The sequence below is a fragment of the Cryobacterium sp. MLB-32 genome (assembly GCF_000738085.1).
GTDB lineage: Bacteria > Actinomycetota > Actinomycetes > Actinomycetales > Microbacteriaceae > Cryobacterium.
On the sequence record NZ_JPRS01000005.1, the window covers coordinates 1 to 15,962 of the forward strand.

Annotated in this window: 15 protein-coding genes and 2 pseudogenes; 14 read left to right on the forward strand and 3 right to left on the reverse strand. The window is 63.7% G+C overall.

Annotation, left to right across the window (positions count from 1 at the left end; all coding sequences use genetic code 11):
- The 10 genes and pseudogenes from JF66_RS01115 to JF66_RS01160 form a co-directional block, all read left to right on the forward strand.
- A partial coding sequence (locus JF66_RS01115) for a F0F1 ATP synthase subunit A (RefSeq protein ID WP_035874010.1) occupies nucleotides 1–136 on the forward strand: 136 nt, incomplete at its 5' end.
- A gap of 49 nt (nucleotides 137–185) precedes the next feature.
- The gene (gene atpE / locus JF66_RS01120; protein ID WP_035837596.1) at nucleotides 186–419 is read left to right on the forward strand and encodes an ATP synthase F0 subunit C; all 234 of its coding nucleotides are present in this window, start codon (nucleotides 186–188) and stop codon (nucleotides 417–419) included.
- Nucleotides 420–449: 30 nt separating this feature from the next.
- Nucleotides 450–1,016 (forward strand): F0F1 ATP synthase subunit B, encoded by a 567-nt coding sequence (locus JF66_RS01125; protein WP_035874064.1) that lies wholly within the window; start codon nucleotides 450–452, stop codon nucleotides 1,014–1,016.
- Nucleotides 1,017–1,019: 3 nt separating this feature from the next.
- Nucleotides 1,020–1,817: a F0F1 ATP synthase subunit delta gene (locus JF66_RS01130; RefSeq protein ID WP_035874011.1), complete on the forward strand. Its 798-nt coding sequence runs from the start codon at nucleotides 1,020–1,022 to the stop codon at nucleotides 1,815–1,817.
- 86 nt (nucleotides 1,818–1,903) lie between these two features.
- Nucleotides 1,904–3,540, forward strand: a pseudogene (gene atpA / locus JF66_RS01135) (F0F1 ATP synthase subunit alpha).
- Nucleotides 3,541–3,624: 84 nt separating this feature from the next.
- A complete protein-coding gene (locus tag JF66_RS01140; protein ID WP_035874013.1) occupies nucleotides 3,625–4,527 on the forward strand; it encodes a F0F1 ATP synthase subunit gamma in 903 nt (300 codons plus the stop codon).
- Between the two features lie 17 nt (nucleotides 4,528–4,544).
- Nucleotides 4,545–6,008: a F0F1 ATP synthase subunit beta gene (atpD, locus tag JF66_RS01145; protein ID WP_035874015.1), complete on the forward strand. Its 1,464-nt coding sequence runs from the start codon at nucleotides 4,545–4,547 to the stop codon at nucleotides 6,006–6,008.
- A gap of 2 nt (nucleotides 6,009–6,010) precedes the next feature.
- The gene (locus JF66_RS01150) at nucleotides 6,011–6,274 is read left to right on the forward strand and encodes a F0F1 ATP synthase subunit epsilon (RefSeq protein ID WP_035874016.1); all 264 of its coding nucleotides are present in this window, start codon (nucleotides 6,011–6,013) and stop codon (nucleotides 6,272–6,274) included.
- Nucleotides 6,275–6,286: 12 nt separating this feature from the next.
- Entirely contained in the window at nucleotides 6,287–7,138 is an 852-nt protein-coding gene (locus tag JF66_RS01155) for a YaaA family protein (protein WP_231556251.1), read from the forward strand.
- Between the two features lie 2 nt (nucleotides 7,139–7,140).
- The gene (locus JF66_RS01160; protein ID WP_035874065.1) at nucleotides 7,141–8,133 is read left to right on the forward strand and encodes a malate dehydrogenase; all 993 of its coding nucleotides are present in this window, start codon (nucleotides 7,141–7,143) and stop codon (nucleotides 8,131–8,133) included.
- Here the strand turns inward: JF66_RS01160 and JF66_RS01165 are convergent.
- From JF66_RS01165 to JF66_RS01175, 3 genes and pseudogenes are all read right to left on the reverse strand, one after another.
- Nucleotides 8,117–8,725 carry a DNA-3-methyladenine glycosylase I gene (locus tag JF66_RS01165; protein WP_035874018.1) on the reverse strand — a complete coding sequence of 203 codons (609 nt, stop codon included), beginning with the start codon at nucleotides 8,723–8,725 and terminating at the stop codon, nucleotides 8,117–8,119. The two genes, JF66_RS01160 and JF66_RS01165, sit on opposite strands and share 17 nt — an antisense overlap.
- The gene (locus JF66_RS01170) at nucleotides 8,722–9,222 is read right to left on the reverse strand and encodes a methylated-DNA--[protein]-cysteine S-methyltransferase (RefSeq protein ID WP_035874019.1); all 501 of its coding nucleotides are present in this window, start codon (nucleotides 9,220–9,222) and stop codon (nucleotides 8,722–8,724) included. The genes JF66_RS01165 and JF66_RS01170 overlap by 4 nt, the downstream gene beginning before the upstream one ends.
- A gap of 95 nt (nucleotides 9,223–9,317) precedes the next feature.
- A pseudogene (locus JF66_RS01175) lies at nucleotides 9,318–10,466 on the reverse strand (N(5)-(carboxyethyl)ornithine synthase).
- A gap of 90 nt (nucleotides 10,467–10,556) precedes the next feature.
- Between JF66_RS01175 and JF66_RS01180 the strand changes: the two are divergent.
- Genes JF66_RS01180 through JF66_RS01195 form a run of 4 tightly spaced genes read left to right on the forward strand, consistent with a single transcriptional unit; the run spans nucleotide 10,557 to nucleotide 15,932 of the window.
- Nucleotides 10,557–11,522: an aldo/keto reductase gene (locus JF66_RS01180; protein WP_035874020.1), complete on the forward strand. Its 966-nt coding sequence runs from the start codon at nucleotides 10,557–10,559 to the stop codon at nucleotides 11,520–11,522.
- A 47-nt stretch (nucleotides 11,523–11,569) separates the two neighbouring features.
- The gene (locus JF66_RS01185) at nucleotides 11,570–12,229 is read left to right on the forward strand and encodes a TetR/AcrR family transcriptional regulator (RefSeq protein ID WP_051972961.1); all 660 of its coding nucleotides are present in this window, start codon (nucleotides 11,570–11,572) and stop codon (nucleotides 12,227–12,229) included.
- A gap of 8 nt (nucleotides 12,230–12,237) precedes the next feature.
- Nucleotides 12,238–13,971 carry an ABC transporter ATP-binding protein gene (locus JF66_RS01190; protein ID WP_035874021.1) on the forward strand — a complete coding sequence of 578 codons (1,734 nt, stop codon included), beginning with the start codon at nucleotides 12,238–12,240 and terminating at the stop codon, nucleotides 13,969–13,971.
- The gene (locus tag JF66_RS01195) at nucleotides 13,968–15,932 is read left to right on the forward strand and encodes an ABC transporter ATP-binding protein (RefSeq protein ID WP_035874023.1); all 1,965 of its coding nucleotides are present in this window, start codon (nucleotides 13,968–13,970) and stop codon (nucleotides 15,930–15,932) included. The genes JF66_RS01190 and JF66_RS01195 overlap by 4 nt, the downstream gene beginning before the upstream one ends.
- Nucleotides 15,933–15,962 lie beyond the last annotated feature (30 nt).

Sequence of the window (15,962 nt, forward strand, 5' to 3'; positions counted from 1 at the left end):
GCTCTTTGGAGCCGGAACCCTCGTCTTCGGTTTCGCGTTCACCCTCTTCGAGATTCTGATCGCGATTCTGCAGGCCTACATTTTTGCCCTACTTACCGCCGTCTACATCCAGCTCGCGCTGGCTGAGGAACACTAGACATCGAATCCGGCACTCGCCGCATTCACCCCTACGGAAGGAAACAAACGTGGACGCAACTACCGTTCTCGCGGAAATCAACGGCAACATCGCGACTGTCGGTTATGGCCTCGCAGCCATCGGCCCGGCAATCGGCGTGGGTATCGTCGTCGGAAAGACCATCGAGGGTGTCGCTCGTCAGCCTGAGCTGGCCGGCCGCCTCCAGGTTCTGATGTACATCGGTATCGCCTTCACCGAGGCGCTCGCCTTCATCGGTATCGCAACCTACTTCATCTTCGTTTAGTCCTCTTTACTACCTGAGTTAGGAGGCATGATGCTTCACGCAGTAATTGCAGCCGCCGCCGCGGGGGAGACGCATAACCCGCTCATCCCGGCTGTCTACGACATCATCTGGTCAGCGGTCTGCTTTGTCGTGATTTTGTTCTTCTTCTGGAAGTACGCACTTCCGAGGATGCAGACGCTTCTTGACGACCGTGCAGAGGCCATCGAGGGCAACATCGCCAAGGCAGACGACGCCCAGCGCAAGGCCGAGGCTGCTCTCGAGCAGTACACGGCTCAGCTTGCTGACGCCCGCGCAGAGGCTGGAAACATCCGCGAGCAGGCTCGCTCTGACGGCCAGCGCATTGTCGCTGAGCACAAAGACCAGGCCGTGTCTGAGGCCGCTCGCGTTACCGCGAGTGCCAAGGCACAGATTGAGGCCGAACGCCAGGCAGCCGTCGTGTCGCTTCGCAGCGAGGTTGGCACGCTCGCCATCGACCTGGCATCGGGAGTCATCGGCGAAAGCCTGACCGACGACGCCAAGGCTGGCGCGATCGTTGATCGCTTCCTGGCTGAACTTGAGGCCTCTGAAATCGCTGCTGCACAGGCAGGGAAGAAGTAGTCGATGGGAAGCGCCACCAGAGAAGCATTGGCATCATCGAGAACGGCTTTGGCCGGCTCGATAGGCACGATCGATCTGGCGACGGGCGAGAGCCTGTTCAAGGCCGGTCGAGTCGTGGGTGCCTCGTCGCAGCTGTTGTCCGCACTGGCTGACCCATCCGCATCCCCTGCGGCCAAGGTCACGCTGGTCAAGGCCGTCTTCAGCGCAACGACGACATCGCAGGCACTGGACCTTCTCGGGTCCGTCGTCGCCGAGCGGTGGTCGAACCACGGTGACCTCCTCGCCGGCATTGAAGACCTGGGGCTGCGGGCAACTGCAATTTCCGCTCCGTCTGATGTGTCCATTGAAGCCGAGCTGTTCGCTTTCGGTACCGCGGTCTCGTCGGATGCCGAGCTGGAGCTGGCCCTGGCCAGCAAGCTGGGCCTCCCGACGGCCAAAGCCGGACTGGTCGAGAAGTTGCTGGCCGGCAAGGTGTCGCCTCAGACGCTCACGATCGTCCGTCACCTCGTTCAGCAGCCTCGCGGCCGCCGGATCGGTGAGCTTCTGCGGCACGCCGCGGCGGTTGTCGCGGATCAGGCCGGAACGTCGATCGCCACCATTACGTCCGCCGGTGCACTGGCACCGGCTCAGCTCGACCGGCTCACCACGAGCCTGTCCGCGCGGTACGGACGCCAACTGAGCATCAACCTGGTCATTGACCCGGCTCTGGTCGGTGGCGTGCGTGTACAGATCGGTGATGACGTCATTGACGGCAGCATCGCCACCCGTCTCGCGGACCTGAGACTCCAGCTCGCACGCTGACCATCAGGTCGGCACCACTTAAACCTCGAGACGGCAGCGTTTCGCACAGCTAACACCTGTACAACCAGTACAGAAAAGGGAAGATGATGGCAGAACTAACGATCAGCCCGATGAGATCCGCGACGCTCTCCAGGACTTCGTCAAGTCCTATGAGCCGAACAAGACCTCCACCACCGAGGTCGGCTACGTCACCACCGCAGGCGATGGCATCGCCCACGTTGAGGGACTGCCCGGCGTGATGGCCAACGAACTCATCAAGTTCGCCGACGGCACCCTGGGCCTCGCCCAGAACCTCGACGAAGACGAGATCGGCGTCGTCGTGCTCGGCGAGTTCGCCGGCATCGTTGAGGGCATGGAGGTGCACCGCACGGGCGAGGTTCTCTCCGTTCCCGTTGGAGACGGTTACCTCGGCCGTGTCGTCGACCCGCTCGGCGCGCCCATCGACGGTCTCGGCGAGATTGCGACCGAGGGCCGCCGCGCCCTCGAGCTGCAGGCTCCCGGCGTCATGGACCGTAAGAGCGTCCACGAGCCGATGCAGACCGGAATCAAGGCCATTGACGCCATGATCCCGATCGGTCGCGGTCAGCGTCAGCTCATCATTGGGGACCGCCAGACCGGTAAGACGGCCATTGCGATCGACACCATCATCAACCAGAAGGCCAACTGGGAGTCCGGCGACACGAACAAGCAGGTTCGCTGCATCTATGTCGCCATCGGCCAAAAGGGCTCCACCATTGCTGGTGTGAAGGGTGCGCTTGAGGACGCCGGAGCGATGGAATACACCACCATCGTCGCCGCTCCTGCCTCCGACCCGGCCGGCTTCAAGTACCTCGCTCCCTACACCGGTTCGGCCATCGGCCAGCACTGGATGTATGCCGGCAAGCACGTACTCATCATCTTCGATGACCTGTCCAAGCAGGCCGAGGCCTATCGCGCCGTTTCACTGCTTCTTCGCCGTCCGCCGGGGCGCGAAGCATACCCCGGCGACGTGTTCTACCTGCACTCCCGGCTCCTCGAGCGTTGTGCCAAGCTCTCCGACGCCCTCGGTGCCGGATCGATGACCGGTCTTCCGATCATCGAGACCAAGGCCAACGACGTTGCCGCGTACATTCCGACCAACGTGATCTCGATCACCGACGGCCAGATCTTCCTGCAGTCCGACCTCTTCAACGCCAACCAGCGCCCCGCTGTCGACGTGGGAATCTCGGTCTCGCGAGTCGGTGGAGACGCTCAGGTCAAGTCGATCAAGAAGGTTTCCGGAACCCTCAAGCTCGAGCTCGCGCAGTACCGTTCGCTTGAGGCCTTCGCGATGTTCGCATCCGACCTCGACGCCACCAGCCGTCGCCAGCTGGCTCGTGGCGCACGCCTGACGGAACTGCTTCGTCAGCCGCAGTACTCGCCCTACCCGGTCGAAGACCAGGTTGTCTCGATCTGGGCCGGCATCAACGGCAAGCTCGACGAGGTTCCGATCCCCGACGTGCTGCGTTTCGAACGCGAACTGCTCGACTTCCTCGGTCGGAACACGAGTGTGCTGTCCACGCTGCGCGAGACGAACCTGCTCACCGACGAGACAGTCGCGAGCATGTCGAGTGGAATCGACAAGTTCAAGCTGGAATTCCAGACGGGCGAGGGCAAGCCGCTCGCATCCGTGGGCGTCGAAAAGTTCGAGGCCATCGGCGTCGAAGAAGTCACCCAGGAAAAGATCGTCAAGCACCGCCGCTAAAGCGCGCCGCCCGATTAGTCGACGGGCTCGACCCTAAATGTTGAGCCCGTCGAGACACGATCACCGAAAGGAAAGCTGAGACACATGGGAGCGCAACTTCGCGTCTACCGGCAGAAAATCAAGTCTGCCCAGACGACTAAGAAGATCACTCGGGCCATGGAGCTGATCTCCGCCTCGCGCATTCAAAAGGCGCAGGCGCGGGTCGCTGCGTCAACCCCGTATTCGCGCGCGGTCACCCGCGCCGTATCCGCGGTGGCTACGTACTCGAACGTTGAGCACGTACTCACCACCGAACCGGAGAAGATCGAGCGCGCTGCGGTCGTCATCTTCGCCTCTGACCGTGGCCTGGCCGGTGCGTTCAGCTCCCAGGTTTTGCGCGAGGCGGAGTCGCTGAGCGAACTGCTGCGCTCCCAGGGCAAGGACGTCTCCTACTTCCTCATTGGTCGTAAGGCGATTGCCTACTTCGCGTTCCGCAACCGTGCTTCCGAGCGCGTGTGGACCGGGGGAACCGACCAGCCGCAGTTTGAAACCGCAAAGGAGATCGGCGAAGCACTGCTCGAGACCTTCCTGCGCGACTACAGCGATGGTGGCGTCGACGAGATCCACATTGTCTACAACCGCTTCGTGAGCATGGTCACCCAGGTTCCCGAGGTTGTTCGCCTGCTTCCCCTCGAGGTCGTGGAGGGCGTGGAAGAGCCGGGAAACAACACGGTTCTGCCCCTGTACGAGTTCGAGCCCGATGTCGAAACCGTGCTGGACAGCCTCCTGCCGGTGTACATCGAGAGCCGTCTGTTCAACGCCATGTTGCAGTCGGCCGCCTCAGAGCACGCCAGTCGTCAGAAGGCCATGAAGTCGGCCAGCGACAACGCCGACAAGCTCATCACGGACTACACGCGTCTGTCCAACAACGCGCGCCAGTCTGAGATCACCCAGCAGATTTCCGAGATCGTGGGTGGAGCCGATGCGCTCTCATCCGCCAAGAAGTAACCAGAGAAGAGAGAGCAATGACTGACACCGCAACCGCGCCAGTCCGCGCGGAGGATACGGCCGGCTCTGTTGGCCGTATCGCCCGCGTTACCGGCCCCGTGGTCGACATCGAGTTTCCGCACGACTCGATCCCCGGCATGTACAACGCCCTGAAGACCACGGTCACCATCGGTGGTGTGACCAGCGAGATCACCCTCGAGGTCGCACTGCACCTCGGCGACGACCTGATCCGCGCGATCGCCCTGAACCCGACCGACGGACTCGTTCGCGGCCAGGAAGTTCGCGACACCGGCACCCCGATCACGGTTCCGGTCGGAAACGTCACCAAGGGCAAGGTCTTCAACGTCATCGGAGATGTGCTCAACGCCGCTCCCGGCGAGAAGATCGAGATCACGGAGCGTTGGCCCATCCACCGCAAGCCGCCGCCCTTCGACCAGCTGGAGTCCAAGACCCAGCTCTTCGAGACCGGCATCAAGGTCATCGACCTTCTGACGCCGTATGTTCTCGGTGGAAAGATCGGCCTCTTCGGAGGAGCCGGAGTCGGCAAGACCGTTCTGATCCAGGAAATGATCCAGCGCGTTGCGCAGGACCACGGTGGAGTATCGGTGTTCGCCGGAGTCGGTGAGCGTACCCGTGAGGGTAACGACCTCATCGCCGAAATGGAAGAAGCCGGTGTCTTCGATAAGACGGCGCTTGTCTTCGGCCAGATGGATGAGCCGCCGGGAACGCGTCTCCGTGTCGCCCTGTCCGCCCTGACGATGGCGGAGTACTTCCGCGACGTCGAGAAGCAGGACGTGTTGCTCTTCATCGACAACATCTTCCGCTTCACGCAGGCCGGATCCGAGGTCTCGACGCTGCTCGGCCGTATGCCGTCCGCCGTGGGATACCAGCCCAACCTCGCCGACGAGATGGGTATCCTCCAGGAGCGCATCACGTCGACCCGTGGCCACTCGATCACCTCGCTTCAGGCGATCTACGTGCCCGCCGACGACTACACCGACCCGGCACCGGCGACCACCTTCGCCCACCTCGATGCAACAACCGAGCTGTCGCGTGAGATCGCATCGAAGGGCCTGTACCCGGCCGTCGACCCGCTCACCTCGACGAGCCGTATCCTCGACCCCCGCTACTTGGGTGCCGATCACTACAACACGGCCGTTCGCGTCAAGGCGATTCTGCAGAAGAACAAGGAACTCCAGGAGATCATCGCGATCCTCGGTGTTGACGAGCTCTCTGAAGAGGACAAGGTCACGGTTTCCCGTGCCCGTCGCATCCAGCAGTTCCTGTCCCAGAACACCTACATGGCGAAGAAGTTCACCGGTGTTGAGGGCTCGACTGTTCCGCTCAAGGACACCATCGAGGCGTTCACCGCGATCTCCAACGGTGACTTCGACCACGTGGCCGAGCAGGCCTTCTTCAACGTCGGTGGCATCGGCGACGTCGAAGAGAAGTGGGCTCAGATCCAGAAGGAGAACGGCTAAGCATGGCGTCTCCGCTGAGCGTCAGCGTCGTCTCGGCCGACCAGCAGGTCTGGACCGGCGAGGCGACCATGGTCGTTGCACGCACCGTGGAAGGCCAGATCGGTATTCTGGCCGGCCACGAGCCCATGCTGGCGATTCTGGCCGCGGGTGAGGTTCGCGTCACCCTGGCTGACGGGTCCAAGATTGTGGCCGAAGCTGCCGACGGATTCCTGTCCGTTGACAACGACATCGTCACCATCGTCGCCCGCCAGGCGGCACTCGTTTAGTTCATAGTTCAGATGCTGGTACTGCTTCCGCCGTCGGAGACGAAACGCTCCGGCGGCGAAGCTGTATCCCTGGACTGGAAGAGCCTCGCGTTCCCGGCACTCACTCCTGCCCGACGCACGCTTTCCCGCGCCCTTGTTGCTCTGAGCAGGCAGCCGGAGGCGGCCATGGCAACGCTCAAACTGGGCCGGACGCAAACGGCCGAGATCGAGCGCAATCGGGTGCTGCTCACGTCGGAAACTATGCCGGCCATCGACCGGTACACCGGTGTGGTCTACGACGCCCTCGACGCCGCGTCCCTGTCGCAGACCGAACGCTTTTTTGCGCACGAGCACGTGGCCATACATTCCGCGCTCTTCGGCCCCCTTGCGGCCCTCGACGCGATTCCTGCCTACCGCCTCTCTCACGATTCCCGTATTCCCGAGCTGGCCCTCAAAAAACACTGGATGACCTCGATCGGTGCCGCCCTGGCGAAGACGTCGGGGTTGGTCATCGACCTGCGATCCGAGGCCTACGTTGCGCTGGGTGCTGCGCCGTGCCGTGAGGACTCCGTCTTCCTGCGGGTAGTGACGGACGTCGGCGGGAGCACGCGTGCCCTGAATCACTTCAACAAAAAGGCGAAGGGACAGTTCGTGCGTGCCCTCGTGCAGCACGGCCACATCTTCGCCACCGCTGCCGAGCTTCTCGCGTGGGCGCCGTCTGCCGGGATCATCCTGCGCCCGGGCGCAGGGGGAACTCGAACTTGTGGTGGACGCGAGCGGTCCCGCGCCGCAATTCACGATCATGACGCGCAACGACCTGCCGGTGTCTGCCTGAGAGTAACGCCGGTTGCTTACCACGGAGACGTCAATGTCGCTAGGGTGTGAGCGTGCCCACAGAAGCAAGAAACGTCATCGTGACCGGCGCCGGCGGACAGATCGGCTACGCCTTGCTGTTTCGGATCGCGTCCGGTCAGCTGCTCGGCCCCGACGTTCCGATCAACCTCAGGCTGCTGGAAATACCGCAGGGGCTCAACGCGGCCGAAGGCGCGGCGCTCGAACTGCATGACGGTGCCTTCCCCCTCCTGCGTTCCGTGCAGGTGACCGATGACGCGACACGCGCCTTCGACGGCGTGAACGTCGCCCTGCTCGTCGGCTCACGCCCGCGTGGTCCCGGCATGGAGCGAGCGGATCTCCTCGAAGCGAACGGACGCATCTTCGGACCGCAGGGACGCGCCATCAACGCGGGCGCGGCACGTGACGTGCGGGTGCTCGTGGTCGGCAACCCCGCCAACACGAATGCCCTCATCGCGGCCGCTCATGCCCCGGACGTGCCGCGGGAACGGTTCACCGCGATGACACGGCTCGACCATAACCGCGGTGTGGCCCAGTTAGCGGCTCACGTGGAGGTGCCGGTGGGTGCCGTGGCCGGTTTGACGATCTGGGGCAATCACTCCGCTACTCAGTATCCGGACGTGTTCCACGCCACCATCGACGGGGAGCCCGCTCGCGACCTCGTTGCCACGACGTGGCTCACGGACACCTTCATTCCGCGGGTGGCGAACCGGGGCTCCGAGATTCTGCGGGTGCGCGGCGGCTCATCGGTGGCGTCGGCCGCGAATGCCGCGCTGGACCATGTGTTCGATTGGGTGAACGGCACAGGCAGCTCCTGGACGAGTGCGGGCGTGATGTCAGACGGATCATACGGAGTGCCGGACGGCCTGGTGTGCTCATTTCCTGTGCGGTCTGTCGAGGGTGAGTGGCGAATCGTCGAGGGGCTCGAGATCGACCCGTTCTCCCGGGCACGCATTGACGCCTCTGTCGCCGAACTGGTCGAGGAGCGGGACGCGGTGCGTGCCCTGGGGCTCATCCCCTCGCTCTAGGCTCGGGTGCTGCCGCCCGGTGGCATCCCGCGAGGTGGTCGTCGACCAGTCCGGCGGATTGCATGAGCGCGTACATCGTCGTGGGGCCAACGAACCGGTAGCCACGCCGCTTGAGTTCCGCGCTCAACGCCGTGGACTCCGTCGTGATCGCCGGGATGTCGGCGTACGTTTGCGGCGGGCCGAATCGCGCCTGAGCGGGCGCGAAGTTCCAGATCAGCTCGGCGAGGCTCTCGCCCTGCAGGTGAAGGGTGCGCGTCGCCCGGGCGTTGCCGCGTGTCGCCTCAATCTTGCCCCGGTGACGAATGATGCGCGCGTCGGTGAGGAGACGATCGACATCTGCGTCGGTCATGTCGGCCACCCGGTTCACGTCGAACCCGTGGAACACCTCGCGGAAGACGGGGCGGCGACGCAGGATGGTGATCCAGGAGAGGCCCGCCTGGAAGCCCTCCAAGCACACCTTCTCGAAGAGGCGCTCCTCGTCACGGAGCGGACGCCCCCATTCCTCGTCGTGATAGCGCACGTAGTCGGGATCGGTGCCCACCCAGGCGCAGCGCGCCACACCGTCGTTGTCGAGTACGAGAGACGGGTTCATACGACGTGCTCGATTCCCTCGTGATCGAGCAGCCAGACCTTCGTGGGAATGCCCGCCCCGCCGCTGTAGCCGGTGATGCGTCCGTTCGTGGCGAGGACCCGGTGACAGCCCACGATGATGGGCACCGGGTTCGCACCGACCGCGCCGCCGATGGCCCGGCCGGATCCCGGCCGCCCGATCGAAGCCCCCAGGTCGCCATAGGAGATGACCTCGCCGAAGGCGAGCCCTTCAAGGCCGTGCCAGACACTCTGCTGGAAAGACGTTCCTCCCGAGAGGTGTACGGGCAGGTCAAACGCCCTGCGCGTGCCGGAGAAATACTCATCGAGCTGGGTGGCGGCCGTGTGCAGCAGCGGAGACGGATTCTCGGGCACGGACTCATACGGGAGGCGGCCGTTGTTCTCGATAGACAGCGACAGGATACCGGCGGCATCGGCGGTGATTTCCAACTGGCCGATGGGGCTGGCCAGGCGGATCAGCGAGGTCTCTGGAGTGGTCATATTTCGACTGTAGCCGCGACTCCCGAACGTCACTGGCGGAATTCGGACATCGGTGCCGTGGCCGACGGTGTCCTGGCTGTGGAGGAGTGTGCGCCCTACGTGACGGTGTGCGGGTAGTCGGCCGAACGGTCTTGGAATGTCAGAATCGCGGCGTTCCGGATGACACCGTCCTGTATCTCAATGGCCCGGCGCACCGTTTCGTTGGCCGTCCAGGACTGGGGTCCATTGAGAACGTCCTCGAGATACGGCAGCAGGGCTTCGCTGATCACCCACGTAGCCGAGTTCCAGAGGTAGGACGGGCTGTGGTCGACGGCGTAATAGGTCACGTTGTCACCCACGGTGAAGGTCGGGTTCGCAAACGTCGTGGGCCGCGCCCAGCTGAAACCCATGCCCTCGTCGCACGAGACATCCACGATGAGAGATCCGGACCGAAGGTGGGAAACGTCCTGCTCATCAAGGTAGGTGAGAGGCTCGTTGGGATCCTGCAGCACACAGTTGACGACGATATCGCGCTCGGCGAGGAAGGGAGCGAGCGGCATCATCCCGGAATCGGTCAGCACGGAGCTGCGACCCGGGTTGACGGCATCGTGTTCGATCCGCGCGACCTGTACGATCCGCGCCGAATGGATGGGCGAGCTGACGGCCGCCACGTCGCGGTTGGTCAAGACACTCACGTCGTGCACACCCTGCGCGTTCAGGGCAGTGACAGCACCGCGCGCGGTCGCGCCGAACCCAATCACGACCGCACTGAGGCGGCGCCCGTAGTCACCGGTGATGCCCATGAGCTAGAACGAGTGCAGGATCGACGAATAGCCGGCGAGTTCGTTGTTCTGGTGGAACACGTGCAGGTCGTATTCGCCGGAGGCGGTCCAGTGATTCATCGCTTCAAAGGCGATCACGGTGAGTTTCTTGTCGATGGCGACCTGGGTGAGGGCGGGGTCTTGAACACAGTGCGGCCAGCCCCACAAGACCTGCCCGTGACGAAGTTTTTCCACGTCGGCGAGCAGCGGCTTGGCCAGCAGGATGACGTCGCACTCGGCAATGAGTTCGTCGCGCGTGCGCAGCCCGCCCACGAGCGCGGCCAGCACGTCGTCAGCAACGCCGAACGACTCACCGTAACCGTGCTCCAGGAAGATGCCCGACCTCGTCTCGGCGGGAATACGCTCGATATGCAGCGGATGTATCGGCAACCGACGCTCGTCCGGCTTGCCCGACCGTGCCATCACTCCCAGCGTGAAACGCATCCGCGATTCCCCATCTCCTGCACCCGACTGGCACGCATCCTGTTTACCACATGGACCGGCCCGATCCGCCGACCCGCCTAGGGTGTAGGCATGGCTCAGATCGAATATCGCAGACTCGGCACCTCCGGACTCACCGTCTCCACGATCGGTCTCGGATGCAACAACTTCGGACGCGCGGGAACGGTCACGGAGACGCAGGAGGGCACCAACGCGGTCATCGACGCGGCAATCGAGGCGGGTGTGACCCTCTTCGACACCGCGGACATCTACGGCGCCGAGCGGGGACAAAGCGAGGCTCTGATGGGCCACGCGCTTCAGGGCAAGCGGGACCAGATCGTGCTGGCCACCAAGTTCGGCATGGACATGAACGGCCGAAACGGTCCCGACTGGGGTGCGCGCGGTTCGCGTCGGTACATCAGACTGGCCGTCGAGTCATCGTTGCGCCGCCTGCAAACCGACTGGATCGACCTGTACCAGCTCCATACTCCCGACCCGTCGACTCCGATCGAAGAGACTCTCTCGACCCTCGACGACCTGATCACCGAGGGCAAGATCCGCTATATCGGACACTCCAATCTGGCGGGCTGGCAGATCGCCGAGGCCGAGTTCACGGCCCAGCTGAACGGACATCCTCATTTCATCTCCAGCCAGAACGAATACAGTCTGCTCGTTCGAGACGCCGAAGACGAGGTATTGCCCGCCGTCAACGCCTACGGGCTCGGCTTCCTGCCGTTCTTTCCGCTCTACAACGGCCTCTTCACGGGTAAGTTCTCGCGTCAGGGAGGTCCGGCCGACAGCCGCATCATGATGATCCGACCGCACCTCGTGGAGACTGCGCCCTGGGACACAATCGAGCGCTTCCAGGCCTGGTGCGATGAACGGGGGGTGACCATGTTGGCGGCCACGCTCGCGTGGCTCCTCGCCCAGCCGGGGCTGACGAGTGTGATCGCCGGCGCGACCCGGCCGGAACAAATCGAACAGAATGCGACCGCGGCCACGAGCTGGCAGCCCTCGCCCGACGAGGTCGCGTTCATCTCGGAACTCTTCGACGCCTAGTCCTCCAGACGCTTGTGAGTGAGCGCTCACTCAGTTAGAATACGCGGGTGAGTGAGAAACCCCTGCGCGCGCCGGCACTGTCGGTTGAAGATCGCCAGTCCATGCTGATCGACGCCGTGACACCGCTGCTGGCCGAGCACGGTCAGTCGGTGACGACCCGGCAGATCGCTGAGTGCGCCGGCGTGGCCGAGGGCACTATCTTTCGGGCCTTCGGCAGCAAGGACGAGCTGATTCAGGCTGCCGTCGACCGCCAGCTCGACCCCGAGCCTTTTCGGGTCACACTGCGCGCTATCGACCCATCCCAGCCGCTCGAGGAGAAGGTCCGCGCCATCGTCGTCCTGATGCGCGAGCGCTTCACGACCGTTTTCACCCTCATGACAGCCCTGGGCCGGATGGGACCGCCGCACCGCCACGACCCGCGCCAAGACTTCACTGAGATTCTCGGTCGCGCACTGGCGCCCGACCTGGAACGTCTCAATGTCACCCCGGACCGTGCCGCCCAGATCATCCGCATGGTCGCGCTCGCGGCATCCATCCCCCAGATCCGGGTGGGGGCCGCCTTCGATGCCGACGAGCTGACCAGCCTGTTGTTGTACGGATTGGTCGGCGGCGCGGATTCTCGCCCCGACGACAGCATCACGCACGCCCCTGTCACGCACGCCCCTGTCACGCACGCCCCTGTCACGCACGCCCCTGTCAGAGCCTAGGAGACCACATGTTGTGGAAATTGCTGGTGCAGTACCTTCGACCGTACGGGCGGCTGCTGCTGGCCGTCATCGTCTTTCAGCTTGCCCAGTCGATCGCGTCCCTCTTCCTGCCGACCCTCAACGCCGACATCATCGACAAGGGAGTCGCGACGGGTGACACGGCCTATATTCTCCGTGTCGGCGGCGTCATGCTCCTCATCACATTCGCGCAAATCCTGTGTGCCGTTGCGGCCGTCTACTTCGGCGCCAAGGTGGCCATGAAGGTCGGCCGTGACCTTCGTGGCGCCGTCTTCATGCGCGTGGGCGAATTCTCCGAACAGGAAGTGACCCGATTCGGAGCGCCGTCGCTCATCACTCGTTCCACGAACGACGTGCAACAGGTGCAGATGCTGGTGCTCACGACGTGCACCATGCTCGTTTCGGCACCGATTCTGTGCGTCGGCGGCGTAATCATGGCCATTCGACAGGATGTGGAGCTGTCCTGGCTCATCGCGGTGAGCGTACCCATCCTGCTCGTGGCCGTCGGTCTGATCATCATTCGGATGATCCCGCTCTTCCGCAAGATGCAGACCCGCATCGATACCGTCAACCGCGTGCTCCGTGAGCAGCTGACGGGCATCCGGGTCGTGCGGGCGTTCGTGCGGGAAGACGTGGAGAGCGCACGCTTCGGTGTGGCCAACCAGGAGGTGACGGACGTCGCCCTGAGCTCCGGGCGCCTGATGGCGCTGATGTTCCCGATCGTGATGCTCGTCCTCAATGTATCGAGCGTGGCGGTGATCTGGTTCGGAGCCTTCCGTATCCAGGACGGGTCGATGCAGGTTGGGACCCTGATCGCCTTCCTCAGCTACCTCATGCAGATTCTCATGGCCGTCATGATGGCCACGTTCATGGCGATCATGATTCCGCGCGCGTCCGTGTCGGGCGACCGGATCAGCGAAGTTCTGGACACCCACTCCAGCGTCGTCCCGCCCTCGAATCCCGTGAACGAGACGACGGGGCGCGGGGAAATCGAGTTGCTCGACGTGAGTTTCTCCTACCCCGGGGCCGAGCAGCCGGTGCTCAGCAATGTGAGCTTCATCGCCAGGGCGGGGCACACGACCGCGATCATCGGCAGCACCGGGTCGGGAAAAACGACGCTCGTGAACCTGCTGCCGCGGCTCTTCGATGTCACCAGCGGCTCGGTGCTGGTGGACGGTGTCAACGTACGCGATCTCAACCCCGATCTCCTGTGGGGCCATGTCGGTCTCGTGCCGCAGAAGCCGTATCTGTTTTCCGGCACTGTGCGCAGTAATCTTCAGTACGGCAAGCCGGACGCGACCGAGGCCGAGATCTGGCAGGCGCTGACGACGGCTCAGGCCGCGGATTTCGTCCGCGAGATGGACGGCGGGCTCGAGGCACCCATTTCTCAGGGCGGCACCAATGTGTCGGGCGGCCAGCGACAGCGACTCGCCATCGCCAGGGCTCTGGTGAAACGTCCCCAGCTCTACATTTTCGACGACTCATTGTCCGCACTGGACCTCGCAACGGATGCCCGCCTGCGCCTCGCCCTCAAACACGACATCAGCGGAGCAACCATGATCATTGTCGCCCAACGCGTCTCGAGCATCATCGACGCGGACCAGATCCTCGTGCTGGAGGGCGGACGAATCGTCGGTAGCGGCACGCATCCGGAGCTGCTTGAAACGAATACCACTTATCAGGAAATCGTTGCGTCCCAGCTCACGGCGGAGGAAGCAGCATGAGCGAGTCGACGACAAAAGACGCGCCGCCGCCCCGCCCACCGCGCGGGCACGGCCCATTCGGCGGGATGAATCTTCCCGCCGAAAAGTCGCAGAACTTCTCGGCGTCGGGCAAACGACTCCTCGGTAAGCTCCGTCCGGAGCGGCTCTGGCTCGGTCTGGTATTCGCGCTCGCTGTCGTCAGCGTCACCTTCGCTGTTCTCGGCCCCCGATTGCTCGGTGAAGGAACCAACCTGATCTTCTCCGGCGTGGTGTCGAAGTCCCTGCCGGCGGGGGAGACTCAGGCGCAGGTGATCGCCCAGCTGCAGGCCGCCGGCAAGACCAGCCAGGCCGACATGCTCAGCGGCATGACCCTGACCCCCGGGGTCGGGATCGATTTCGCGATGCTCTCGACCGTGCTGTTCTGGGCCCTGGCGCTCTACGTGATGTCTTCGGTGTTCAGCTGGCTCCAGGCCTTCGTGCTGAACGGAGTCGTGCAGCGCACCATCTACCGCCTGCGTGAAGAGATCGAAGCGAAGATCAACCGGCTGCCGCTCAACTACTTTGATTCGCGGCAGCGCGGTGACCTGCTCAGTCGGGTAACGAACGACGTCGACAACATCTCGCAGAGCATGCAGCAGACGCTGAGTCAGGCGGTCACGAGCCTGCTGACGGTTGTGGGCGTCATCGTGATGATGTTGCTGCTGTCGCCGCTGCTTGCGCTGATCGCCCTCGTCACCGTGCCCCTGACCCTCGTGATCACGATGGTCATCGCCAAGCGATCGCAGAATTTGTTCGTCGCGCAGTGGAAGCACACCGGCGAACTCAACGGTCAGATCGAGGAAACCTTCACGGGACATGCCCTCGTGAAGGTGTTCGGTCGCCAGCGCGAGGTGGAGCAACGCTTCTCAGCCAAGAACGAGGAGCTTTATGGAGCGAGTTTCGGCGCCCAGTTCGTCAGCGGCCTGATCATGCCGGCGATGACATTTGTCGGCAACCTCGTGTACGTGGCCATCGCCGTTGTGGGCGGGCTTCAGGTGGCATCCGGTGCCATGCAACTCGGTGACGTGCAGGCCTTCATCCAATACTCACGGCAGTTCACGCAACCGCTCGCCCAGCTCGGCTCGATGGCGAACCTGCTGCAGTCGGGTGTCGCCTCCGCCGAGCGGGTCTTTGAACTGCTCGACGCCGACGAACAAAGTCCCGATCCTGACCCGGCCGAGTCGCCGACCGACGTGCACGGGCGTCTCGTCTTCGAGGACGTCTCGTTTCGCTACACCGAGGACAAGCCGCTCATCCAGAATCTCAGCCTGGTGGCGGAACCGGGTCAGACCGTGGCAATCGTGGGACCGACGGGTGCCGGCAAGACCACACTCGTCAACCTGATGATGCGCTTTTATGAGATCGAGTCTGGCCGGATTCTGCTCGATGGCGTCGACGTGGCTCGGATGACCCGCGATGACCTGCGCGGTCGGATGGGCATGGTGCTTCAGGACACGTGGCTGTTCGGCGGGACCATTCGGGAGAACATCGCCTACGGTCGTCCGGATGCCACCGAGGAGCAGATCATGGCAGCGGCCACGGCAACCTACGTCGACCGCTTCGTTCATATGCTGCCGGACGGCTACGACACCGTGCTCGACGACGACGGCAGCAATGTGAGCGCGGGGGAGATGCAGCTGCTCACGATCGCTCGGGCGTTCCTCGCCAAGCCGAGTGTGCTTATCCTCGACGAGGCCACCAGCTCCGTCGACACCCGCACGGAGGTGCTCGTGCAGAAGGCGATGAGCGCCCTGCGCGCCGAGCGCACGAGTTTCGTGATCGCGCACCGGCTCTCGACGATTCGCGACGCCGACCTCATCCTCGTGATGGATTCGGGCCGCATCGTGGAACAGGGCACCCACGCCGCCCTGCTGGCGGCCGGCGGCGCCTATCACGCGCTTTACGCCGCGCAGTTTGCCGCTCCCGTGTCGGACGAGGTGTAACGCCTCAGGAGGCACGGCGCGCCGCGTTCG